21 protein-coding genes and 2 pseudogenes are annotated in these 20,913 nt (G+C 64.7%); 15 read left to right on the forward strand and 8 right to left on the reverse strand.

Features of this window, described 5'->3' with window-relative positions; genetic code table 11:
* Positions 1-44: 44 nt before the first annotated feature.
* A complete protein-coding gene (gene ilvN / locus BGP02_RS03710) occupies positions 45-536 on the reverse strand; it encodes an acetolactate synthase small subunit (RefSeq protein ID WP_026131822.1) in 492 nt (163 codons plus the stop codon).
* A gap of 82 nt (positions 537-618) precedes the next feature.
* A complete protein-coding gene (locus BGP02_RS03715) occupies positions 619-2,388 on the reverse strand; it encodes an acetolactate synthase 3 catalytic subunit (RefSeq protein WP_017233285.1) in 1,770 nt (589 codons plus the stop codon).
* A gap of 449 nt (positions 2,389-2,837) precedes the next feature.
* Here BGP02_RS03715 and BGP02_RS03720 point away from each other — a divergent pair, with 449 nt between their 5' ends.
* The 11 genes and pseudogenes from BGP02_RS03720 to BGP02_RS03770 all read left to right on the forward strand — a co-directional run bounded on the left by BGP02_RS03720 (position 2,838) and on the right by BGP02_RS03770 (position 11,450).
* The gene (locus tag BGP02_RS03720) at positions 2,838-3,410 is read left to right on the forward strand and encodes an RNA polymerase sigma factor (RefSeq protein ID WP_017233284.1); all 573 of its coding nucleotides are present in this window, start codon (positions 2,838-2,840) and stop codon (positions 3,408-3,410) included.
* Positions 3,407-3,835, forward strand: coding sequence for a DUF3619 family protein (locus BGP02_RS03725; RefSeq protein ID WP_017233283.1), 429 nt, complete (start codon positions 3,407-3,409; stop codon positions 3,833-3,835). Before BGP02_RS03720 ends, BGP02_RS03725 begins: the two co-directional genes overlap by 4 nt.
* Before the next feature lie 22 nt (positions 3,836-3,857).
* Positions 3,858-4,691: a DUF3106 domain-containing protein gene (locus BGP02_RS03730; protein WP_268566458.1), complete on the forward strand. Its 834-nt coding sequence runs from the start codon at positions 3,858-3,860 to the stop codon at positions 4,689-4,691.
* A 217-nt stretch (positions 4,692-4,908) separates the two neighbouring features.
* The gene (locus tag BGP02_RS03735; RefSeq protein WP_268566459.1) at positions 4,909-5,481 is read left to right on the forward strand and encodes an RDD family protein; all 573 of its coding nucleotides are present in this window, start codon (positions 4,909-4,911) and stop codon (positions 5,479-5,481) included.
* Positions 5,478-6,434, forward strand: a complete 957-nt coding sequence (locus tag BGP02_RS03740) for an esterase/lipase family protein (protein ID WP_268566460.1) — start codon at positions 5,478-5,480, stop codon at positions 6,432-6,434. The genes BGP02_RS03735 and BGP02_RS03740 overlap by 4 nt, the downstream gene beginning before the upstream one ends.
* A 320-nt stretch (positions 6,435-6,754) precedes the next feature.
* Positions 6,755-7,525: pseudogene (locus BGP02_RS03745) on the forward strand (UDP-2,3-diacylglucosamine diphosphatase); the annotation flags it as partial.
* Between the two features lie 205 nt (positions 7,526-7,730).
* The gene (locus BGP02_RS03750) at positions 7,731-8,765 is read left to right on the forward strand and encodes a glycosyltransferase family 4 protein (protein ID WP_261938413.1); all 1,035 of its coding nucleotides are present in this window, start codon (positions 7,731-7,733) and stop codon (positions 8,763-8,765) included.
* Between the two features lie 77 nt (positions 8,766-8,842).
* Positions 8,843-9,238 (forward strand): annotated as a pseudogene (locus BGP02_RS03755) (diacylglycerol kinase); the annotation flags it as partial.
* A 142-nt stretch (positions 9,239-9,380) separates the two neighbouring features.
* Positions 9,381-10,049 carry a TetR/AcrR family transcriptional regulator gene (locus tag BGP02_RS03760; RefSeq protein ID WP_017233276.1) on the forward strand — a complete coding sequence of 223 codons (669 nt, stop codon included), beginning with the start codon at positions 9,381-9,383 and terminating at the stop codon, positions 10,047-10,049.
* A gap of 3 nt (positions 10,050-10,052) precedes the next feature.
* The gene (locus BGP02_RS03765; protein ID WP_286797808.1) at positions 10,053-10,649 is read left to right on the forward strand and encodes an LOG family protein; all 597 of its coding nucleotides are present in this window, start codon (positions 10,053-10,055) and stop codon (positions 10,647-10,649) included.
* A gap of 267 nt (positions 10,650-10,916) precedes the next feature.
* Entirely contained in the window at positions 10,917-11,450 is a 534-nt protein-coding gene (locus BGP02_RS03770; protein ID WP_261938412.1) for a DUF2062 domain-containing protein, read from the forward strand.
* Positions 11,451-11,470: 20 nt separating this feature from the next.
* Here BGP02_RS03770 and BGP02_RS03775 read toward each other — a convergent pair whose 3' ends face one another.
* Entirely contained in the window at positions 11,471-12,082 is a 612-nt protein-coding gene (locus BGP02_RS03775; protein ID WP_039830161.1) for a DUF924 family protein, read from the reverse strand.
* Positions 12,083-12,137: 55 nt separating this feature from the next.
* The gene (locus BGP02_RS03780) at positions 12,138-12,869 is read right to left on the reverse strand and encodes an alanyl-tRNA editing protein (RefSeq protein ID WP_286797812.1); all 732 of its coding nucleotides are present in this window, start codon (positions 12,867-12,869) and stop codon (positions 12,138-12,140) included.
* A 369-nt stretch (positions 12,870-13,238) separates the two neighbouring features.
* On the opposite strand from BGP02_RS03780, the gene BGP02_RS03785 reads away from it, so the two are divergent.
* From BGP02_RS03785 to BGP02_RS03800, 4 genes are all read left to right on the forward strand, one after another.
* Complete coding sequence (locus BGP02_RS03785) at positions 13,239-13,676, forward strand: tetratricopeptide repeat protein (protein WP_017233271.1); 438 nt, start codon at positions 13,239-13,241, stop codon at positions 13,674-13,676.
* A 38-nt stretch (positions 13,677-13,714) separates the two neighbouring features.
* Positions 13,715-14,728, forward strand: coding sequence for a hypothetical protein (locus BGP02_RS03790; RefSeq protein WP_017233270.1), 1,014 nt, complete (start codon positions 13,715-13,717; stop codon positions 14,726-14,728).
* 297 nt (positions 14,729-15,025) lie between these two features.
* Positions 15,026-15,433, forward strand: a complete 408-nt coding sequence (locus BGP02_RS03795; RefSeq protein ID WP_286797816.1) for a hypothetical protein — start codon at positions 15,026-15,028, stop codon at positions 15,431-15,433.
* Between the two features lie 22 nt (positions 15,434-15,455).
* Positions 15,456-16,376, forward strand: coding sequence for a hypothetical protein (locus BGP02_RS03800; RefSeq protein ID WP_286797818.1), 921 nt, complete (start codon positions 15,456-15,458; stop codon positions 16,374-16,376).
* 67 nt (positions 16,377-16,443) lie between these two features.
* Here BGP02_RS03800 and BGP02_RS03805 read toward each other — a convergent pair whose 3' ends face one another.
* The 4 genes from BGP02_RS03805 to sugE form a co-directional block, all read right to left on the reverse strand.
* Entirely contained in the window at positions 16,444-16,887 is a 444-nt protein-coding gene (locus BGP02_RS03805) for a group II truncated hemoglobin (protein ID WP_017233267.1), read from the reverse strand.
* 79 nt (positions 16,888-16,966) lie between these two features.
* Positions 16,967-19,516, reverse strand: a complete 2,550-nt coding sequence (locus tag BGP02_RS03810; protein WP_286797821.1) for an ABC transporter permease — start codon at positions 19,514-19,516, stop codon at positions 16,967-16,969.
* On the reverse strand, positions 19,503-20,099 hold the full coding sequence (locus BGP02_RS03815) for a DUF4126 domain-containing protein (protein ID WP_026131485.1): 597 nt from the start codon (positions 20,097-20,099) through the stop codon (positions 19,503-19,505). Before BGP02_RS03815 ends, BGP02_RS03810 begins: the two co-directional genes overlap by 14 nt.
* Positions 20,100-20,379: 280 nt before the next feature.
* On the reverse strand, positions 20,380-20,697 hold the full coding sequence (gene sugE / locus BGP02_RS03820) for a quaternary ammonium compound efflux SMR transporter SugE (RefSeq protein ID WP_017231395.1): 318 nt from the start codon (positions 20,695-20,697) through the stop codon (positions 20,380-20,382).
* Positions 20,698-20,913 lie beyond the last annotated feature (216 nt).

The raw sequence follows: 20,913 nt of genomic DNA on the forward strand, positions 1-20,913 counted from the left end.
AATCAGAATGGATCGAAATCCGCTTACCGCGTTGCCGCTACCGATCAGACTTTCAGGATGCGCTCACCGCGCCCGATGCCCGAGCCACCGGTACGAACCGTCTCGAGAATCGCCGTACGATCGAGCCCGTCGATGAAGGCGTCGAGTTTCGACGAATTCCCGGTCAGTTCGATCGTATAGGTCTTTTCAGTAACGTCAATGATGCGGCCGCGGAAAATATCCGACATCCGCTTCATCTCTTCTCGCTCCTTGCCCACGGCGCGCACCTTGATGAGCATCAGCTCACGTTCGATATGCGCCCCTTCGGTCAGATCGACCACCTTCACCACCTCGATGAGCCGGTTCAGGTGCTTGGTGATCTGTTCGATCACGTCGTCGGAGCCCGTCGTGACCACCGTCATGCGCGAGAGCGACCGATCTTCGGTCGGCGCGACGGTGAGGGTCTCGATATTGTAGCCACGCGCCGAAAACAGGCCGACCACACGCGACAGCGCGCCCGGCTCGTTCTCGAGCAAAACAGAAATAATATGCCTCATGGTGTATCCCGGATTGTCCTAGTGTGGGGACGTCGCGCCCGCGCCGGCCTGACCGGCGGCGACTGTCGGCGCGCGCCTCGGCTTACAGATCTTCCGAACCGAGCAGCATCTCGCTGATGCCCTTGCCCGCCTGGACCATCGGCCAGACGTTTTCGGTGGGATCCGTTTGGAAATCCATGAATACCGTACGATCCTTCAGGCGCAACGCCTCGCGCAGTGCGGGCTCGACGTCCGACGACTTCTCGATGCGAATGCCCACATGACCGTACGCCTCGGCAAGCTTCACGAAGTCGGGCAGCGCGTCCATGTACGAACTGGAGTAGCGCTTGCTGTATTCGATCTGCTGCCACTGGCGAACCATGCCCAGATAGCGGTTGTTGAGCGACAGGATCTTGATCGGCGTGCGGTATTGCAGGCACGTCGAGAGTTCCTGGATGCACATCTGGATCGAGCCTTCGCCGGTGATACAGGCGACTTCGGCATCCGGGTGCGCCATCTTCACGCCCATGGCCGCCGGCAGGCCGAAGCCCATCGTGCCCAGGCCGCCCGAGTTGATCCAGCGGCGCGGCTTGTTGAAGCGGTAATACTGCGCCGCCCACATCTGGTGCTGGCCGACGTCCGAGCACACGAAGGCTTCGCCGTCGGTGAGCTTCCAGTACGTCTCGACCACATGTTGCGGCTTGATGATTTCGCTCTGGCGATCGAACGCGAGGCAATCGCGCGAGCGCCATTCCTCGATCTGCTTCCACCAGTCGGCCAGCGCCCCGGTGTCCGGGCCCTGCTCCGCGGTTTGCAGGTTTTCGATCATCTCGCGCAGCACTTCCTTCACGTCGCCGACGATCGGGATATCGACCTTCACACGCTTGGAAATCGACGACGGGTCGATATCGACGTGAATGATCTTGCGCGCACGCTCGGAGAAGTGTTCCGGATTGCCGATCACACGGTCGTCGAAGCGCGCGCCGATGGCGATGAGCACGTCGCAGTGCTGCATGGCCATGTTCGCTTCGTAGGTGCCGTGCATGCCCAGCATGCCGAGGAACTTGGGATCGCTCGCACGATACCCGCCGAGGCCCATGAGCGTGTTGGTCACCGGATAGCCGAGCAGGTCGCAGAACTGGTTCAGTTCCTTCGACGCGTCGGCCAGAATGATGCCGCCGCCCGTATAGATATAGGGACGCTTGGCCGAGAGCAGCAGGCTCATCGCCTTGCGGATCTGGCCCGAGTGCCCCTTCGTGACCGGATTGTACGAGCGCAGCGACACCGACTTCGGATAGTCGAAGCGGCAGCGCGCCTTGGACACGTCCTTCGGAATATCAACCAGCACCGGACCCGGACGGCCCGTCTTGGCGATATAGAAGGCTTTCTTGATGGTTGCGGCGAGGTCGCGCACATCCTTCACGAGGAAGTTGTGCTTGACGCACGGGCGGGTAATGCCGACCGTGTCGCATTCCTGGAAGGCGTCCTGGCCGATGGCGGCCGTGGGCACCTGCCCGGTGATGATGACGAGCGGGATCGAATCCATGTACGCCGTGGCAATCCCGGTGACCGCATTGGTCACGCCGGGGCCGGACGTCACGAGACACACGCCGACCTTGTCGGTGGAGCGCGAATAAGCGTCGGCCGCATGCACGGCGGCTTGCTCATGGCGCACCAGGATGTGCTGGATCTTGTCCTGCTTGTAGAGTTCGTCGTAGATGTAGAGAACCGAACCGCCGGGATAACCCCACAGATGTTCGACCCCTTCTTCCTGAAGCGAGCGCACGAGAATCTCGGCGCCAATCATGTCTTCGGAAGTATTTTGGTGGCGTGTAGCTTCCGCCTCGGAGAATTCCGCGCTTGGCATATTCATCGTCGACCTTTCAAAGTTTCGGCAAAAATTTTGATCGGGTGCTCTCCCCGCGAACTTGTGGTTCGGGCTCAAGCTGCGCGTCTGAATGATGGACACCCCGGATAGGCGTGCCGATATTGAGACAATCACAGATATTGCGAACTGGCAACATTACCGGTTTGCAGCAAAATGGTCAAGCAGGTTTATGCATTTGCAGCATGACTGCAAAGTCGGCCTCGCAGAATCCCCACGCCATGCCCCACGCCGCCCCAAGCCGGTGCACAATCTTCACACGATAGGAAGCTGGCGAGCCCGGCGCCGTCGCAAACCGGCACCACCGGAAGCAAAAGCGGTTACAGCACAGCGCGTTTTTGGTAGCATCCGCACCGGCTACATGAATCTTTACGTGGCCTTTACGCTTACATGGCATTTCAAAGGCGCAGCGCGCAACGCTGCGTGCACCCCACCGGATGGCATCTGACAAGGAACTGGCGGATTTTCTCGCGGGCATCGAACGGCGCGCCTTCAAGCAGGCCGTCTATGCCGTACGCGACGACGAGGCCGCCCTCGATATCGTTCAGGATGCGATGATCCGCCTGGCCGAAAAATACGGCGACAAGCCGCCGGCCGACCTGCCGCTGCTGTTCACGCGCATTCTCCAGAACGCCATTCACGACTATTTCCGTCGGCAAAAGGTGCGTAACACCTGGGTCACGCTATTCTCAAATCTCGCGGGCCCGGGCGACGACGAACGCGACGACTTCGATCCTCTGGAAACCTTATTGGCCGAGGATGGGTCTGTGCAGACCGAGAGCAGCGAAGAGACCGTTTCGCGCGCCGAAATCCTCTCGCTCATCGACGCGGAAATACAGAAACTGCCGACACGTCAACGAGAAGCCTTCCTCATGCGTTACTGGGAAGATATGGACGTTGCCGAGACGGCCGCCACGATGGGGTGCTCGGAGGGCAGCGTCAAGACGCACTGCTCGCGCGCCACCCATGCGTTGGCGCAGGCGTTGAAGGCAAAAGGGATCAGGTTATGAGTCACGATCTGGAAACGAGGGAACTCCGCTTCGCACATCGCGTGCGACGTGCGCTGGACGAAGCGTCCGATGCGCCGTCGCCGAATATCGCGGCCCGGCTGGCCGCCGCTCGTCAGGAGGCGCTCGCGCGCAAAAAGCCCGAACCGGTGGCCATCGTGCAACCGGCGCTGGTGCTCGCCGGTGTCGGCGCCATGCCATCGTCGGAAGCCGGCGGCCCGCGCCGCACGTTCGACAAGCTGCGCCGTCTCGGGCTGCTCTGGCCGCTTGCCGCATTGGTGATCGGCCTGGCGGGACTCGCGTACTGGGAGCATCAGCAACACATTCAGGACTTGGCAGACATCGATGCCGCCGTATTGAGCGACGAACTCCCGTTGTCGGCCTATGCCGACCATGGCTTCAACGCCTATGTGAAGCGTGCCCAGTAGCCCCCCTACCCAAGCCCCTCCCGTGACGCGACGCAATGTATTTCTTCTGCTCGCCGCGCTGATCGCGGCCGCGATCGCCGGCACGGCCGCGCTGCGCCACACGCACGCGCCTGAAGCGGTGTCCGACGTGCCTCCGGTCATGGCCGGCGCATCTGCCCCCGACGGCGCCACCCCCACCAATGGGCCGGTCGGCAATCTGACGGCCAGCGGTGCGACCGCGAGCGGCGCTGCGGCGACGTCTATTGCATCGCCCGGCGGTTACTGGGCCAAGCTCACGGCCGGCCAGCGAGAGGCGCTCGCGCCGCTCGCCCAGGACTGGAATCGCATGAGCGAGCGTCAGCGCGAGAAGTGGATCGAGATTGCCAAGCGCTTTCATACGCTGTCACCGGAAAGCCGCAAGCGCCTGCATGACCGCATGGCGGACTGGGTGCGCCTGACGCCCGAGCAACGCAAGCTGGCGCGAGAGAGTTATCAGAATGCCAAGACGCTGCCGCCCGAGCGAAAAGCGCAGATGTGGCAGCAGTATCAGCAGCTCACCGAAGAACAGAAAAAGCGCCTTGCCGCGGACGACCGAAAGCAGGCCAACCGTCCGAACGTGGTCAGCGCACCGCCGTCGGGCCGCCCAGGCGTGAAAAATCCGTACGCTGCAGTGCATCGCAAGGAGGCCGGCACCCCGGGCAAGAATGGCGCGTTGCCGGCGCCGGTGGCATCGGGCGCGGCAGCACCGGCGACCGGGCAATCGATGCCGACTTCTGCCGCACCGTCGCCAGGAGCGACGCCGGCGAGCGCGGGCACGGCAAACGGCGACAAGAATGGCGACGCCGTCTTCAACGCCGAGATTTATCATCACAACTGACGCCTGACGCCAGCCGCCCCTGGCCATTGTCATGCCGCAACGGCCGCCCCCCCGGGCGGCCGTTTGTCTTTATGCGTTCGAACGCCCCCGCCGACTGGCTGGCTCGCCGGCACATTCTTGCGCATAATGTGCGGCACAGGACGCGACATGCCCGCCGCCACTGCCCCATGCCGGCACGGGCGCCAGGCACCCGACAAAAATCCCAGACCACGCCGCGATGACCGACTCCGCCACCCAGCCCGCCACGCCGCACCGCTCGCCCGACACCCCACCCTCGCCAGACGTGCCGTCCGGCATCGAACCGGATGGCTACGCTGTGCCGACGCTACGCCGCCGCCTGCTCTCGATGCTCTACGAATCGCTGCTGCTCTTCGGCGTGCTGTTCCTTGCCGGCTACCTGTTCAGCGCCCTCACCCAGCAGCGCAGCGGCCTGATGCACCGGCATGCCATGCAAGCCTGGCTGTTTCTTGTACTTGGCGCGTACTTCGTCTGGTTCTGGACCCACGGTGGCCAGACGCTCGCGATGAAGACGTGGAAAATCCGTCTGGTCGACGCGCATGGACAACCGGTGCGCACTGCCCGCGCTGTCGCGCGTTACGCGCTCGTATGGTTGTGGGTGCTGCCGGCCATGGCGCTCGACTGGGGACTCGGAATCACGGGCTGGGGCAGCGTGGCGTTGCTCACCGGCTGGATCGTGCTCTGGGCCTTGGCCATGCGCGTGATGCCGGATCACCAGTTCATTCATGACCGGCTCGCCGGCACGCGTCTCGTGAGCGTGCTGGGCAAATGACCACAGCGCCCCCCGCTGCCCGCCCTGCCCCGCGCGCCTCGCGCGCCCACCTGATCTACGGCGGCATCGAAATCGGGCTATCGCTCATCGTCGCCGTCGCCACGTGGACCGTTTGGCATAGCCCCTGGACGACTTTGTTATGGACGGTGCTATGGTTGCCCGTCGCCCACGCCATCGGCCTTGCGGCCGGCTTCGTCATGGCCGCCCAGGGCGACCCGTCGCCGGAGCGGCGCGCCACCGCCGGCACCCATGCGGCCGTATGGGCCTACGAATGCGCGGCGTCGATCTTCCTGCTCGATCTCTGCCAACCGTGGTTCAGCACCGCCCGGCTGCCGCTGCCGCGTGGCCCGGCGCGCCCCGTCTCGGTATTGCTGTTGCATGGTTACGGCTGCAATCGCGCGTTCTGGCTGCGTTTCTCGCGCCATCTCGCCGACGCGGGCTACGACTGCGACGCCGTCAATCTTGGCCCAATGTTCGGCGACATCGACGATTACGCCCCCACGATTGCCAATGCCACGCGCGCCCTTGCCGAACGCACCCGGCTGCCCGTCGTCATCATCGGCCACAGCATGGGCGGACTCGCGGCGCGTGCCTGCCTGCGCCACGCGCCCACCCTGCCGGTCGCTCACACCATCACGCTCGGCTCGCCGCACTTCGGCACCCTGCATGCGCGCCATGGCCTCGGCACCAACGCTCGCCAGATGGGCGTCGGCAGCGAATGGCTCGAGGCGCTCGCCAGTCGCGAAACGCAAACGCAACGCGCGCGCATCACGTCGATTTACACGTTTCACGACAACGTCGTCTATCCGGTGCGCACTTGCGTGCTGCCCGGTGCCCACAACATCGCGCTCGACCGGCTCGGACATGTGTCGCTGGGCACGCATCCACGCGCGCGCGCCCATGTGCTCGAGACGCTCGAGCGCGTGGCCCAGGGATTGCCACGCGCCGTCTGATCCGAGGCGTCCCTGGCTGGCGCGGGTCCCGCTGTCGCGTCGTCGCGACGTTGGACGCCACTTTCGCGACATGATCGTGACTGTCATCGTCGCTTCACGAAATCGTGGCGCAATGCACGCATGTTCAACGCGACGTGCGAGCCGGTATGACGACGACCCCCACCTTTGAGTTGCCGATCCCAACGTCTGCGGCTCGCGCCGGTCACTTCGCAGACACCCCGCCAGGCCGCCCCGCCGCCCCGCCCATCAGCCCGCCCGACACGATCGAACTGCCGCCCGACACGCCCGATCCCTTCGACCCGCCCCCCGACGGCATCACCCGCTTCCGTACGATCTGGCTCTCGGACATCCACCTCGGCACCCAAGGGTGTCAGGCAGACTACCTGCTCGACTTCCTGCGTCATCACGAGTCCGACTACCTGTACCTGGTCGGCGACATCATCGACGGCTGGCATCTGCGGCGCGGCTGGCACTGGCCGCAGGCGCACAACGACGTTGTGCAGAAAATGCTGCGCCGCGCACGCAAGGGTACGCAGGTGATCTACGTACCCGGCAATCACGACGAAGCGGCACGTCAGTTCTGCGGGTTGGCGTTCGGCGACATTGCGGTGCGCGACGAGGCGTTCCACACCACACTGTCGGGCAAACGTCTGTGGGTTACCCACGGCGATCTGTTCGACGGCGTGATTCAGCACGCCAAGTGGCTCGCGTATCTGGGCGACTCGCTCTACACCCTCACCCTGCTGCTCAACCGCTGGTTCAATCGTGTGCGCACGCGCTTCGGCTTCCCGTACTGGTCGCTGTCGCAGTATCTGAAACACCAGGTGAAAAACGCCGTGAACTTCATTTCGGCCTTCGAGCATGTGATGGCCGACGAAGCGCGCCGCCGTGGCTGCGATGGCGTGGTGTGCGGACACATCCACAAGCCCGAGATTCGCGAGATCGACGGCTTGCTCTACTGCAACGACGGCGACTGGGTGGAGAGCCTCTCAGCGCTGGTCGAGACGACCGAGGGCGAGCTGCGCATCATCCACTGGACGCAAAAACGCAACGTGCGCGCCCGCGCGAAAACCGCGACGGTCAGCACTTGAGCCCGCACCGTGAACCTGGCCGGCCTCGCGCCGCCATGATCGCCACACCTCGGGAGACGCCAGTCCGAGACGCTGGCCCAAGACACTTGCCCGAATTCACCCCGCTTACCCCGCGCACGCACGGCACTGTGCTGTCGTACGTGCGCCCTCACGCGCGAGTTCGCGCGTGTCACCGAAGCGCGCCATGTGCGCGAAGGAGCGCCCGATGAAAATCATGATCGTCACCGACGCCTGGGATCCGCAGATCAACGGCGTGGTCCGCACGTTGAAGAACACGCGCGCTCAGTTGGAGGCGGCCGGCCATCGTGTCGAGCTGCTCACGCCGCAGGAATTCCGCACGATGCCGTGCCCGACCTACCCGGAAATCCGTCTCGCGTTCTTCGCCGGCGCACGCGTGACACGGCGCATCGAAGACTTCGCACCGGACGCCCTGCACATCGCCACCGAAGGCCCGCTCGGCATGGCCGCGCGCAAATGGGCCCTGCGCAACGACTTCCCGTTCACCACGGCCTATCACACGCGCTTCCCGGAGTATGTGCAGGCGCGCTTCGGCTTTGCACTCTCGACAACCTACCGCTTTCTGCGCTGGTTCCACAAGGCGTCGCACGCCGTGATGGCACCCACGCCAGTGGTCAAGCGCGATCTCGAAGCGAACGGCTTCCAGAATGTGGTGCTTTGGACGCGTGGCGTCGACCTTGACATCTTCCGTGCGCAAGACGCACATGTGCTAAATTCGGCACATCCGATTTTCCTCTACGTGGGGCGTGTCGCCGTGGAGAAGAACATCGAGGCCTTCCTGAAACTGGATTTGCCGGGCTCGAAATGGGTTGCGGGCGAAGGGCCGCAACTGGCCGAACTGCGCTCGCGCTACCCCGACGTGAATTACCTTGGCATGCTTTCGCAGCCCGAACTCGCGAAGGTCTACGCGTCGGCCGACGTATTCGTCTTTCCCAGCCGTACCGACACGTTCGGCCTGGTGCTGCTCGAAGCGATGGCTTGCGGCCTTCCGGTCGCGGCCTTCCCGGTGACCGGCCCGGTCGATGTCCTCAACGGCTGCCCGGAAGGCGAAGGCGGCGCGCTGCGAGAGGACTTGCGCGAGGCTTGTCTCGATGCGCTCAAGGTCTCGCGCCCGAGTGCGCGTGCCTGGGCCGAGCGGTTCTCGTGGCAGGCGGCCTCCGAAGAGTTCGCCTCGCATCTGCATCCGCGCAAACCCGAGCTGTCGCTCGCGAGCGCGGTCTGATCCACCTCCAGAGCCCGTTGCGGCGAGGAACCCGACGCTTGTTCATCGATCACCCGCCGCCACGCGACAAACAACCGAATCCGTACAAGGGCAATCGGGGCATCATGCGTGCCTGGCGTGCCCTGAAATACTCCTTGTCCGGCTTCAAGTTCGCCGTGTTCGAAGAGAGCGCCTTCCGGCAGGAACTGGCGCTCGCCGCCATCCTCTTGCCGGCGGCGGTCTTCCTGCCCGTGACCTCCGTCGAGCGCGTGCTGCTCATCGGCTCGGTGCTGCTCGTGCTCATCATCGAGCTGGTCAACTCCAGCATCGAGGCGGCCATCGACCGCATTTCGCTGGAGCGGCACGAACTGTCCAAACGTGCCAAGGATTTCGGCAGCGCGGCGGTCCTCATCGCGCTCGGCCTTTGCCTGCTCACCTGGGCCTTGCTCGCCGGGCCCGTCATTGTCGAACGGGTACGTACAGCGTTTTTCTGATAACGTTCGCCGCCCTCCTCCCCCATGCTTGGCAGCGCGCGGCTGCCGGGTATAATCGGTCGCCGTATACCTGATATTCAACTCATAGACGCAAGCGGAGAACATCGTTCGTCACGCTTGCCGCTTACCGGGGCCGACAGACATGGAAGCAAAGCCGCCGCGCCGTACCCGCGAACGAATTCTTGAGGTGTCACTCCGGCTCTTCAACGACATCGGCGAACCGAACGTCACGACCACCACGATTGCCGAGGAGATGAAAATCAGCCCGGGCAATCTGTACTATCACTTCCGCAATAAAGACGACATCATCAACAGCATCTTCGCCCAGTTCGAGCAGGAAATCGAACGGCGACTGCGGCTGCCCGACGATCACAAGCCCAAGCTCGACGAAGTCTGGACGTACCTGCAATACATGTCCGAATTTCTGTGGCGCTTCCGCTTTCTTTACCGCGACCTCAACGACCTGCTTGCGCGCAACCGCACACTGGAGACGCACTTCAAGGTGATCGTCGGCCACAAGAAACGGTTTGCGCGCGAAATGTGCGACCTGCTCGTGGCCGAGGGCGAAATGGAAATCACGCCCGAGCAGATCGAGGTGGTCACGACCAACATGGTGGTGATCTCCACCTATTGGTTGTCCTACCAGTTCGTGATGAATCCGCGCAAGTACAACGACCCGGCGGAGATCGGTGCCGGGTTGCATCAGTCGAGCTATCACATCCTCTCGCAAATGGCCCCGTATCTGAAAGGCAGCTCGCGCGAGATGTACGACAGGATGGCGCGAGAATCGTCGGCTAAGGGGGCGCATTAAGGCATGGCGTCGGAAGTCAAATCGATCTGTATTTACTGCGGTGCCGCCCCGGGGGTACGTCCTGCCTACGCCGAGGCGGCGCGTGACCTGGGCCGACGCATGGCGCAAGCGGGCATTCGTCTCGTGTATGGCGGCGGCAAGGTCGGGCTGATGGGCATCGTTGCCGACGCCGCGCTGGCGCACGGCGGCGAAGTCATCGGCATCATCCCGAAAGCCCTGATGGAACGGGAAGTCGGTCACACCGGGCTGACGCAATTGCATGTTGTCGAGAACATGCATCAGCGCAAGCAGATGATGGCCGATCTGTCGGAGGCTTTCATTGCCATGCCCGGCGGCATCGGCACTTGCGAAGAACTGTTCGAAGTCTTTACGTGGCTGCAGATCGGTTATCACGCGAAACCGATCGGTCTGCTCAACGTCGATCAGTATTACGATCCGTTGATTGTGTTCCTCAAATCGATGGTGACGGAGCAGTTCCTCAAGGGGCCGCAGTTGGATCAGTTGCAGATCAGTGCGTCGCCCGAAGCGTTGCTCGATACCCTGCGGCACTTCACGCCGTCGCAAATCGATCGCTGGTCCCACCAGCGTTCACAGATCTAAGCGCAGCCGCGTCATCGCTGCGCAGTCCATCGGCTGCGCAGTGTCGGTTCCCCTAGCGCTTCAGCCCTCCCCCTCACCCGTCGCCCGTTCTTCGTGCCAGACACGGGACCACGACCGCTCGGCACGCCGTCGCCCGCGGCGTGATTGAACTCCTGCCGCCCCCGGGACTCAGACATCCGTTGCATGCGGACCACCGTGTGCGCGCCTGCCCCATGCCCGCCTGGGTCAACGCTTTCCTCGACGTGCAACCTGCCTATGATGTTAAAGATGCTTCGCCCGATGCGACTGCTGCGTTCACGCTGGCTGCGCCCACACGCCGGCTTGCTGCTGCGCCGCGCCTTGTGGCAAGCCACGCCGCGAGGCGTGGCCATCGGGCTGGCATGCGGTGTTTTTTTCGGGATTCTGATTCCCGTCGGCCAGATGCTCGTGGCGATACTCGCCGCAGCGCTGTTACGCGGAAATCTATTCCTCGCGGCGGTCGGCACGCTGGTGACCAATCCACTGACGGCGCCCTTTGTCTATTGGGGCGCGCACCGTCTGGGCCGCTGGATGTTCGAGTGGCCACCGCAGACCGAGATCGAAGCGACGGTGGCCGCCGCGACACAGGCGAGAGAGAGCTTGTGGACGCAGTTGACGAACCTCGATTTCGGCACCGCAACGCTGCATCTCGCGACTGGCCTCGCCGCCTGTGCGGCGGCCGGCGGAGCGCTCGCCTACGTGATCGGCTTCTGCGCGATCCGTTGGCACCAACGTTGCCGCGTCGGGACAACGCTGAGGGCGTCTGACGCCCCCCGGGACTGAGCGACACGTCATCCCCGTCGTCAGAACGACGATCCCGGCGTCTTCAGAAACGCGATTTCCTCTGGCGTCGATGTCCGTCCCAAGGCCTGGTTGCGGTGAGGGTATCGCCCAAAACGCTCGATGACGACCGCATGCTTGCGCGCGTAATCGAGGTTATCGACCAGCCCGAACGCCTTCGCCAAGGGTTCGTACAGGGCCAGCGAAAGGTGCTGGCTCTCCAGCGATTCGTCGTGTTCGAACGGCAGATAGACGAAAACACGATGCTGTGGTGTCGGCAGGCGCTGATCGTCGCCCGCCTCGACCAGGCGCCGCGCCACGGCCAACGCCCGTGCGTCGCCCGCAAAGGCCTTCGCGTGCCCCCGAAAGAGATTGCGCGAGAACTGGTCGAGCACCACGATCAGCGCGCACGCCCCGAGCGGCGTCTGCGCCCAGTCGTCGAGTTCGCCGTCGAGCGCCTGCGCGTGCAACACGCCGAAGTGGGTACGGATCGACGCGTCGTACGCGTCCGACTTACGGAACCACTCGGGCCGCGCCATCCCATACTCGGGAGCGTCCGGACGGCCGAACCAGAAATCGAGCACCGTTTGCCACGGGGGTACTTGCGAAGCAGGTGCTCCTGCGGGTGTCGTCATCGATCATCCTGAAAGGTGAGCGCGCGTGAGAAGGATGGCGCTCATGATGCCAGACTCACGCAAAGGCCAATACCACACGACGCGTGCGTGACGTCTTCTTCTCGATCTTGGCCACGCGCAGCGCGCCGATTTCCGCCGTATTGGCCACGTGCGTGCCACCGCACGGCTGCAAATCGATACCCTCGATACGCACCAGACGCACGCGTCCCAGGCCCACCGGCGGCTTCACGCTCATGGTGCGCACCAGTTCGGGACGCGCCGCCATCTCGTCGTCGCTAATGCTGTCAATAGCCACCGGTCGTGCAGCCGCCACGAGCGCCGCCAACCCGGCTTCGACGGCCTCTCGCTCGATCGGCTCGTTCGTCACAAAATCGAGCCGAGCGTACTCCGTGGTGATGCTGCACCCATCCACCGGATGCGGCAACACCGCACACATCAGATGCGACGCCGTGTGAAAGCGCATATGACGAAAGCGTCGCGCCCAGTCGATCTCCGCCTGCACGATATCGCCGACCGAGAGTCGCGCCAGCACATCGTGCTGGCCCTCGCCGGGCACATGGACCGCATCGTCGGGCGTCGCGCCCTCGTGTTTTGACTTGCGCGTGTCGGCAATGGCGAGGCGAGTGCCGTCCACCAGCACCAACTCACCGGCATCGCCCGCTTGTCCCCCGCCCAGCGGATAGAAGACGGTGCGATCGAGCCTGATGCCGGTCTCGTCGATATGCGTGATGCGCGCCTCGCACTGGCGCAGATAGGCGTCCTGCCGAAAAAGGGCTTCGGTGGTCATTGGGGCGTCTCCATAGGTGATCCGCCATGGTCGCGCGAACCGGGCCTGAGTGACAAGGGACAATCCGGCGCCGCAACGCCAGTACGGTCGGTACGCCGCTTGCGGCAAGGTCTCCGCCGAAACAGCGAGACGCCGACACTGCCCGCCGGGCGAAGGTTTCGCGGCATCGGCCCAACACCGTCGAATTGGGCATACGCGGCGTACGGTACGCCATGCTTTTCCCAATGCGCGCCCACCGAGCGATCGGACGACAGCTTTGTCCTCGAATCGAAAGAGACGGATACCGCGTCAACCGTAGGATCCGCCCAGGCGCCCCACCCATGGCGCCTGGAAAAATCCGAAACGTTGTCAACCGGCCCCCATCCTCTCATGCATGTCACGCACCCTCCCCCCTCGCTGCCCCGCCACGATGTCGCCGGGCGTCTGCCGCCCGACGCTGGCGACACCGCGCCCCAGCGCTACCAGCAAGCACGCGACGCGTACCTCGCCGCCGATTACGAAAGGGCACTGCATGTGCTCTATCCCCTGCTCAAGGAACTTCCGCTGGACGTCAGCGTGAACAAGCTGATCGGCTACGCGCATTTCGGGCGCGAAGACTATGCGCTCGCGCTGGTGCCGCTCACCTCGGCGGCACTTTTCACACCCGACGACCCCGAACCGATACTGATTTGCGCGCATTGCCTGGCGAAGTTGGGCGATGGCGCGCTCGCTCGCGATCTCGCCATACAGGCGCTCGAGACCTCTCGGCAGAACGCGGCGCATGCCGACATCGGTGCGCGCGCCGAACGTTTTCTCGCCACGATTTAACGCCAATTCATTCCCGGGAGCCCCCCATGACGATAGGTATGCCCTCGTCTTCCCCTCTGCCGACGCCCCTCCAGTCCCTCTCGAACGCCAGCAATGTCGGCGCGAACCCGCAAGTACACATTGCGATGCCGGAGCCGCCGAAGGACCTGATGGCAGGGTGCTGGGAGCAGTTTCAAAGCGCCATTCAAACGCATCGCGGCGCGCGCAACGCGGCCCTCATCGGACACGTCGTCAACGCCATCGCAAAGAGCACCGCACTGGGCTTCGCGATCGCCACGATGGACGACGACTGGAAGGGATACGTCGACATCCCCCTCCATGTGCTCGCGGCATCCACGGAAATCGCGAGCCTGATGCTCGCAGCCAGCAAGTTCTGGCACGGCCCTGACGACATCCCGGGCGCGGAGATTCGCGACACCAACTTCTTCCAGACCATCGGCCAGTGGACCGGCATCGACCTGCTGCGGGAGTACGGCGGGGTGGTCAATTTGGCGATCACCAACGGTCCGCTGGTGTTTGGCGCCGTTCACAATGGCGCCGCACCGTTGCTCGAGACGCTGGGTATCCCGGTGCCGTCATGGCTGAAAGACGCCGCCGTTGACGATGCGAGTTCGGCCATCGCCGACGGGGTGGCGACCGCAACCGATTTCCTACAAAACCGCGTGCTCGGCACGATCATCGATGGCCGTGAGCGGCGCGCGTCCGTGGACAGGGTCACGGCGGCCGAGACCACCGTGAACTACGTCGTGCTGGACGGCGAACGCGACTACGTGCACATGGCCCCCCGCCCGCAGCTCGACTATGAACTTGAGGGGGTGACCGTCGTCCCGAGACTGTCTCGGGACGACTCGGCGCTCGCGTCCATCTCGTCCATCCCGGTGCCACCGGCCATCCCGGGCGACAACGCGGACATCCAGTCACTCGCGACCGGCGTCGACGACGAGTTCTTCGATGCCGAATCGGATTTGCATTCGGTCGTCTCCGATCTGTCGAACGAGGCCTTTCACGATGCGCTGGACACCGTCACACCTGACGTCGGTTCGCGCCCGTAAGCGTCATCGCAATGGGCTGCGCCTGCGCAGTCCAGGATGAAACGCGGCCACGCGCGCACCGACAGGACCAAACGGAGCGTACACGCCCCCCGCCGCGCCGCAGGCGCGCGCGTGCCGCAGCCGGATCCATGCCGTAACCCTTAGGAGGAACGACGTTCCATGCAGCGATATTCAGCCCCCCACGCCGCCGGTGAAACCCACGTCCGGGCCAGCCACACGGTGCCAAACGGCCAAACGCATTTCCCCCCACGAACCGACGGCGCCCAGCGTTGCGCCTCTGACGCGGTTTCACCCAACGTGTCGCCGACCGCATCACCGGCCACGTCGTCGATCGATTCGCCGATCGCGTCGCAAGCCTTCTCTCATGCGTATGCCCTCTGCGCGGCCAACGACTTCGTCGGTGCCGCACGCGCCTTTGCCGACCTCTGCCTCGCCTATCCGAAACGCACGGATGCCCACAAGGCATTCGGCTACGTGCTTTGTCAGCTCGGCGATTATCGACACGCCGTCGCCCCCTTGATGATCGCGGTTGCGCGGGACTATGGCGACCCCGAGCCCTTGTATTTCGCCGCCGTGTGCATGCAGCGCAATGGCGATGTCGAGACCGCCCGCGAGATGGCAAGCGATGCGCTCGACATGGTGCGTCGCACCGGCCGCCCCTCTGATCTACACGACAAGCTGACGCGTCTGATCGACGCCCCCTGACCCCATCCCTCGGAGCCCATTCATGCCCAGACTTGACGCCCTGCCCACGCCCCACTACGTCTCCCAGCCTGCCCCCGTCAACGCGTCGGCCACTGCGACGAACGAAGCATCGCTTGCGGGCGAAGTGCGAATCGCCCTCGGCGCGATGCAAGACGACGCACACTCGCCGCATCGACTACGGCCGTCGCCGTCCACCGTTGGCCGCTTTACCGCCTTGATGCAACACGTGGGAAATTTCGGACTCAGCCTGGCGTCGTTAAGCGTGGCCAGCCTGAACAACATCAAGGAGATCTACGACGACAGTGCCTTGGCGACCGCCCACAACGTGACGCTCGCAACGGCGTCCCTGGCGACGCTGTCCAGCCTGATGGATTTGACGGTCGCCATTGGCAAGTACTGCACGCCCTCGACGACGACGGCCGACATCAAGAACACCGCCTGGCTGACCTCGGCGGGTGCCCTTCTGGGGTCGAAACACCTCGAGCGGTATGGGGCCAAATACCAGACGACCTTGCTGGGCGCCTCGATGATGGTGTTCTTCAATCAGGCCGGCAGAATCGCCGGTGAGCATCACGCCATGGCCGAGTTATCGAACCGTGTCGGGCCAACGCCGTCTGCGGCCCCGTCGGAAGCGCCGCCCGGCGACACGCTCGACATCGACTCGCTGCAATCCTGCATGGGGTTTTCGGCTGCCGCTTATCGTGCGTTCGGGGGCATCGCCACCGAAGGGCTGATCGAGTGGATGACGGCGATGGAGGCGCGTCGATCGCTGGATCTCGTCGAGCATCAGTTGAATTATGAGAGCCCGTTCGGACAGGAAGGCCGATACCGATCGGACACATCCGAATTCGGACAGGCAACGCAACGCGCTGGCACGCCCGATCCGGACCCGCCGTCGTCGCACGCCCGTGCCGCCCTGCCCGAACGAGCCACGAACGTCTGACACATCCCAATCGCCCCTGTCGCCGCGACGGGGGCAAAGGGTGCCTGCCGAGGCGCTACCGGTTGCCTCAACCCGCCCGATTGCGCATCCAATCCGCCGTGCCATGGAACGCCTGCATCAGCCGTTCCTGTAGCGATGCTTCGACGCCAATGTCCTGCATGGCCCACGCCATGCAGCGCAACCATTGGTCGCGCTCGCTCGTGGCAATTGGGAACGGCAGATGGCGGGCGCGCAACATCGGATGCCCGAACCGTTCGATGTAGTGATTCGGTCCGCCCAGCCATCCGCACAGGAACCAGAAGAGCTTGTCGCGCGAATCGCCAAGTGACTCTGGGTGCAGGCTACGAATGCCCGCGAACTCGGACTCGAGGTCCATCAGGTCGTAGAAGCGGTCGACGAGTTCGCGCACGCGATCCTCGCCGCCAAGCAGGGTAAAGGCCGTCGGTTGCGCGGCAGCGTCCTGCGCGTCGTCGTCCGTCTGCGGAGTTTGCGGAGTGTTTTCGGTCGTCATGCCCGCTATTGTGCCCCAGGCCCATCGCGTCTGCCACGCGTGCGCGAGCGGCACGATGCCGCACCTTCGCTGACGGGCGTCAGGCCTCGCGCAACGTGCGCAGCGCCGATTGACGCAGGACCGCCCGCAGACCGCTCCATCCGCCGATCAGCGCGCACAGCACGCCCGCCCCGACGCCCAGCGCGGGCAGCCATGGATTGAAGTGCAGCGCGAACTCGAAGACGTAGCGTGCCAGCGCCCATCCGAGAGCGCCGGCGCCCAACGCGGCCAGCAACCCGGCCAACGCGCCCACGGTCACCAGTTCCGCCAGATGCACATCGCGAAGCTGCCGCGACGACGCCCCCAACGCGCGCAAGATACCGCTCTCGCGCATGCGCTCGTCTCGCGTGCCCGCAAGCGCCGCATACAGCACCAGCACGCCCGCCGCGAGCGTAAAGACAAAGAGCGCTTGCACGGCGTCGATGACTTGCGACAGGATTTGCTGGATCTGCGCGAGCAAGGCGCCCGTGTCGATCACCGTCACATTGGGGAACTGGCGCACCAGAGCATCGGCCACGCCCTGTTGCTTTGGCGCGAGATGGAACGACGTGATCCACGTCATCGGAAAATCACGCAGCGCGGCGGGCGGCATCACCACGAAGAAATTCACGCGCATCGATCCCCAGTCCAGCTTGCGAAGACTCGTGATCGGTGCGTCGATGTGCTGGCCCGCGACTTCAAAGCGCAGCGTGTCGCCAAGGGTCAGCCCGAGCGTCTTTGCGATGCCCTCTTCCATCGAGACCTGGGGCGTCGAGGCATCGCCGTACCACTGTCCGGCCGTCACGCGATTGCCTTCGGGCAGCACCGCCGTGTACGACAGGTTGAACTCACGCTCCGCAAGTCGCCGCGCCCGCACTTCCGCGTAGCTATCGCCCGTCACCGGCTTGCCGTTGATCGCCGTCAGACGCGCACGAATCATCGGCGAGAGCTGCACGTTTGGCAGTCCCGCCGCGCGCAACTGAGCCAACACCGGCGCGTCCTGCCCCGGCTGAATATCGATGACGAAGCGGTTCGGCGCGTCGGGCGGGCTCGACTGACGCCAGCCCGCGACCAGGTCGTTACGCGTGACGGCAAGCAGCAACAGCGCCATCAACCCGAGCCCGAGCGCCACCACCTGCAACGCACTGCCGAGCCCGCGGCGACGCAATCCCGCCACGGCGTAGCGCCACCCGATGCCGCCCATCGCCCCGCCCGCCGCACCGCGACGCCTGGCCCAGGCTGCCAGCAGGCGGATGGCGAGCCAGGCGAGCACGCCGAACACCACCGCGCCCGCCGCGAAGCCGCCCGCCACCATCGCCCCGAGACGCAGGTCTCGCGCCGCGAACAGCAACAGCGCGCCGAAGGCCAGCGCACTCGCGCCATACGCCAGCCCCCCTTGCCTGCGCGCCCCACCCACGACATCGCGACGCAACACATGCAGGGGCGCGACTTCGGAGAGCGGCAGCAACGGCGGCAACGCGAAACCGAGCAGCATGACCAGCGCACTCGCCAGACCGACGACCGCCGGTCGCCACGTCGGCGCCGGCAACCCCGCCGGGATCACGTCTCCCAACTGGGCGAGCAGCACCCAATGCGCCGCGTAGCCGAGCGCGATGCCCAATACGCCACCGATTAGGCCAAGCCCGATGAATTCAAGCGTCACCATCCCGCGCAACGCGCGGCGCGACAAGCCCAGGCAACGCATGACGGCGCAGGCATCGAGATGGCGCTCGCTGTACCGACGCGACGCGATGCCCACCGCCACCGCCGCCAGCACGGCGGCGAGCAAGGCCACCAGCGAGAGAAAACGCTCGGCGCGATCGAGCGTCTGGCGCACCTGCGGCTGTCCTTCCTCGAGCGATTCGAGATGCACGCCGCGCGCCTGTTCAGCGGCCGGCCGCGCCCACGCGGCGAATCTGGCGACCTGCGCGTCCGTGCCCGCCACCAGCAGCCGGTAGGTGATCCGGCTGCCGAACTGCACCAGCCCCGTCGACGGCAATTCGTCGAAGCGCATCATGACGCGTGGGGCCAGCGATCCGAAGCCGAAACCGCGATCCATTTCTCGCGTGATGACGGCGGCGATGCGCAACGTGCGGTTGCCCACGCGAATGGACTCGCCGGGCTTGACGTGCAGGGCATCGAGCAACGCGGCGTCGACCCACACCGTGCCTGGCGCGGGGATGGCCGCGGCGGGTGCATCCGGCGTATCGGCGCCGGCATCGGGGGCGGTGCGCACTCGCCCGCGCAATGGATAGCCGTCGCTCACGGCCTTGAGCGACGATAGACGGCTCGCGCCGACTTGCCCGTGTTCGCCCGGGACGCTGGCCATGCTGGGAAAGTTGGCGACGACGGCGGTGGCCAGTCCATCGGCCTGCGCCTGACGCGCAAATGCCGGCGACAGGGGAGCGTCGCTGCGCACGACGAGGTCGGCGGCGAGCATCTGGCGGGCGTCGCGTTCAAGCCCGCCCTGCATCCGATCCGAGAGAAACCCCACGCTGGAGAGTGCACCGACCGCCAGCAACAACGCCACGAGAAGCAGATGCAACTCGCCTGCGCGCCAATCGCGCAGGAACATCCGCCATGCCTGGCGAGCAACGTCAGTGAACCCCATCGTTTTTCAATCCTTTGACCCGCGCCAGCAATGAGCGCCAACCTCGCCACACGCGGGGCAGCCACCACCACGCAAGCACGACGAAGATCAATAACATCACGAGAAAAACGGCGGGAAGGAAAAACGCCAGCGCCAGTCCGCCCACCGTCGACACATCTTCGCCGGCTGAGGCCGCGACATTGGAGAAAGGTTCCGGCGACGTGTTGATCAGCGCCCGGCTACCCGCTTTTGCCAGATGGGCCGTGCCTGCCAACGCACCGCCCGCCAGCCCCGCCAGCACCGTGACGGTCGGATCCATTTGTCCCAGCGCCGCCGCGCCGAGCACGATGCCGGCCGGAATGCGGATGAACGTGTGGACGGCGTCCCAGGCACTGTCGACAAAGGGAATTTTATCGGCGAAGAACTCGATGGCCGCCAGCACGCCGGCCGTGGCAATCACCCACGTCGACGTCAGCACCACCAACGAGGGCGGCAGATGCAACCAGCCCAGACGCGCAGCCATTCCCGCGCAGAACACCGTCAGGTACAACCGCAGGCCACTGCCCCAAGACAGCCCCGCACCCAGTGCAATCGATTCAAGCATGGCGACCTCACTGCCGCCGATATGACGGCGTCGCACGATCACGCGTCGGGTACCGCCGACGCGGCAATGGCCATCGGGGAGGACGCGAACCGCCCCTACCCGCCGGACTGACGTCACAAGTGACGCGTCGGTGGCGTACAGTCGGCGAACGACCCTCGCGGAACAGCCACCGAACGGTCACTCGACCGCTACCGCGTCATTATGCCGCGCGCTGGGGCAACGCACCACCGATGCCGGACATTGAGGATTTGGCGTGGCCGGCGCAAACGGCAGGCGCCCTTCAGGCTGCGGTCAACTTCAACCCGACCAGGCCCGCCAGAATCAGCGTCACGCTGGCAATCCGGGCGGCGGAGGCCGACTCGCCGAACAGCATAATGCCCAGCACGAATGCACCGACGGCGCCAATACCGGTCCAGATCGCGTATGCCGTGCCCAATGGCAGCGAACGCACGGCCAATGCGAGCAGCCAGACACTGCCGATCATTGCGCCAATCGTGAACACCGACGGCCAGAGACGCGAAAAACCCTGCGTGTACTTGAGGCCGACGGCCCACGCCACTTCCAGCAAACCGGCAATAACCAATAGCATCCAGGCCATGACTGACTCCGATAGAGAAATCGGGGTCGTCCCCGGAAGACAAGCGATCCTCGTAACGGGTCGTCCCGTCACGGGGTTCCTTTGGATGTCGAATGACATGGCAGAACGCCAACGTCGCGAAGCTGCAACTTGGCATCTCACCGCCAGGGCGATCGCCGGACATCGCTCAGGGAACCGCACGATTTTAGCAAAGCTCGCGCGCCGCGGTCACCCCTT

This window comes from Pandoraea sp. 64-18 (assembly GCF_001899225.1).
Taxonomy (GTDB): domain Bacteria; phylum Pseudomonadota; class Gammaproteobacteria; order Burkholderiales; family Burkholderiaceae; genus Pandoraea; species Pandoraea cepalis.

Bases quoted from the DNA above. Each gene is read 5' to 3' on its own strand.
- ilvN (WP_026131822.1), bottom strand. From the start codon at position 536: ATGAGGCATATTATTTCTGTTTTGCTCGAGAACGAGCCGGGCGCGCTG.
- BGP02_RS03715 (WP_017233285.1), bottom strand. From the start codon at position 2,388: ATGAATATGCCAAGCGCGGAATTCTCCGAGGCGGAAGCTACACGCCAC.
- BGP02_RS03720 (WP_017233284.1), top strand. From the start codon at position 2,838: ATGGCATCTGACAAGGAACTGGCGGATTTTCTCGCGGGCATCGAACGG.
- BGP02_RS03725 (WP_017233283.1), top strand. From the start codon at position 3,407: ATGAGTCACGATCTGGAAACGAGGGAACTCCGCTTCGCACATCGCGTG.
- BGP02_RS03735 (WP_268566459.1), top strand. From the start codon at position 4,909: ATGACCGACTCCGCCACCCAGCCCGCCACGCCGCACCGCTCGCCCGAC.
- BGP02_RS03740 (WP_268566460.1), top strand. From the start codon at position 5,478: ATGACCACAGCGCCCCCCGCTGCCCGCCCTGCCCCGCGCGCCTCGCGC.
- BGP02_RS03750 (WP_261938413.1), top strand. From the start codon at position 7,731: ATGAAAATCATGATCGTCACCGACGCCTGGGATCCGCAGATCAACGGC.
- BGP02_RS03760 (WP_017233276.1), top strand. From the start codon at position 9,381: ATGGAAGCAAAGCCGCCGCGCCGTACCCGCGAACGAATTCTTGAGGTG.
- BGP02_RS03765 (WP_286797808.1), top strand. From the start codon at position 10,053: ATGGCGTCGGAAGTCAAATCGATCTGTATTTACTGCGGTGCCGCCCCG.
- BGP02_RS03770 (WP_261938412.1), top strand. From the start codon at position 10,917: ATGCTTCGCCCGATGCGACTGCTGCGTTCACGCTGGCTGCGCCCACAC.
- BGP02_RS03775 (WP_039830161.1), bottom strand. From the start codon at position 12,082: ATGACGACACCCGCAGGAGCACCTGCTTCGCAAGTACCCCCGTGGCAA.
- BGP02_RS03780 (WP_286797812.1), bottom strand. From the start codon at position 12,869: ATGACCACCGAAGCCCTTTTTCGGCAGGACGCCTATCTGCGCCAGTGC.
- BGP02_RS03785 (WP_017233271.1), top strand. From the start codon at position 13,239: ATGCATGTCACGCACCCTCCCCCCTCGCTGCCCCGCCACGATGTCGCC.
- BGP02_RS03790 (WP_017233270.1), top strand. From the start codon at position 13,715: ATGCCCTCGTCTTCCCCTCTGCCGACGCCCCTCCAGTCCCTCTCGAAC.
- BGP02_RS03800 (WP_286797818.1), top strand. From the start codon at position 15,456: ATGCCCAGACTTGACGCCCTGCCCACGCCCCACTACGTCTCCCAGCCT.
- BGP02_RS03805 (WP_017233267.1), bottom strand. From the start codon at position 16,887: ATGACGACCGAAAACACTCCGCAAACTCCGCAGACGGACGACGACGCG.
- BGP02_RS03810 (WP_286797821.1), bottom strand. From the start codon at position 19,516: ATGGGGTTCACTGACGTTGCTCGCCAGGCATGGCGGATGTTCCTGCGC.
- BGP02_RS03815 (WP_026131485.1), bottom strand. From the start codon at position 20,099: ATGCTTGAATCGATTGCACTGGGTGCGGGGCTGTCTTGGGGCAGTGGC.
- sugE (WP_017231395.1), bottom strand. From the start codon at position 20,697: ATGGCCTGGATGCTATTGGTTATTGCCGGTTTGCTGGAAGTGGCGTGG.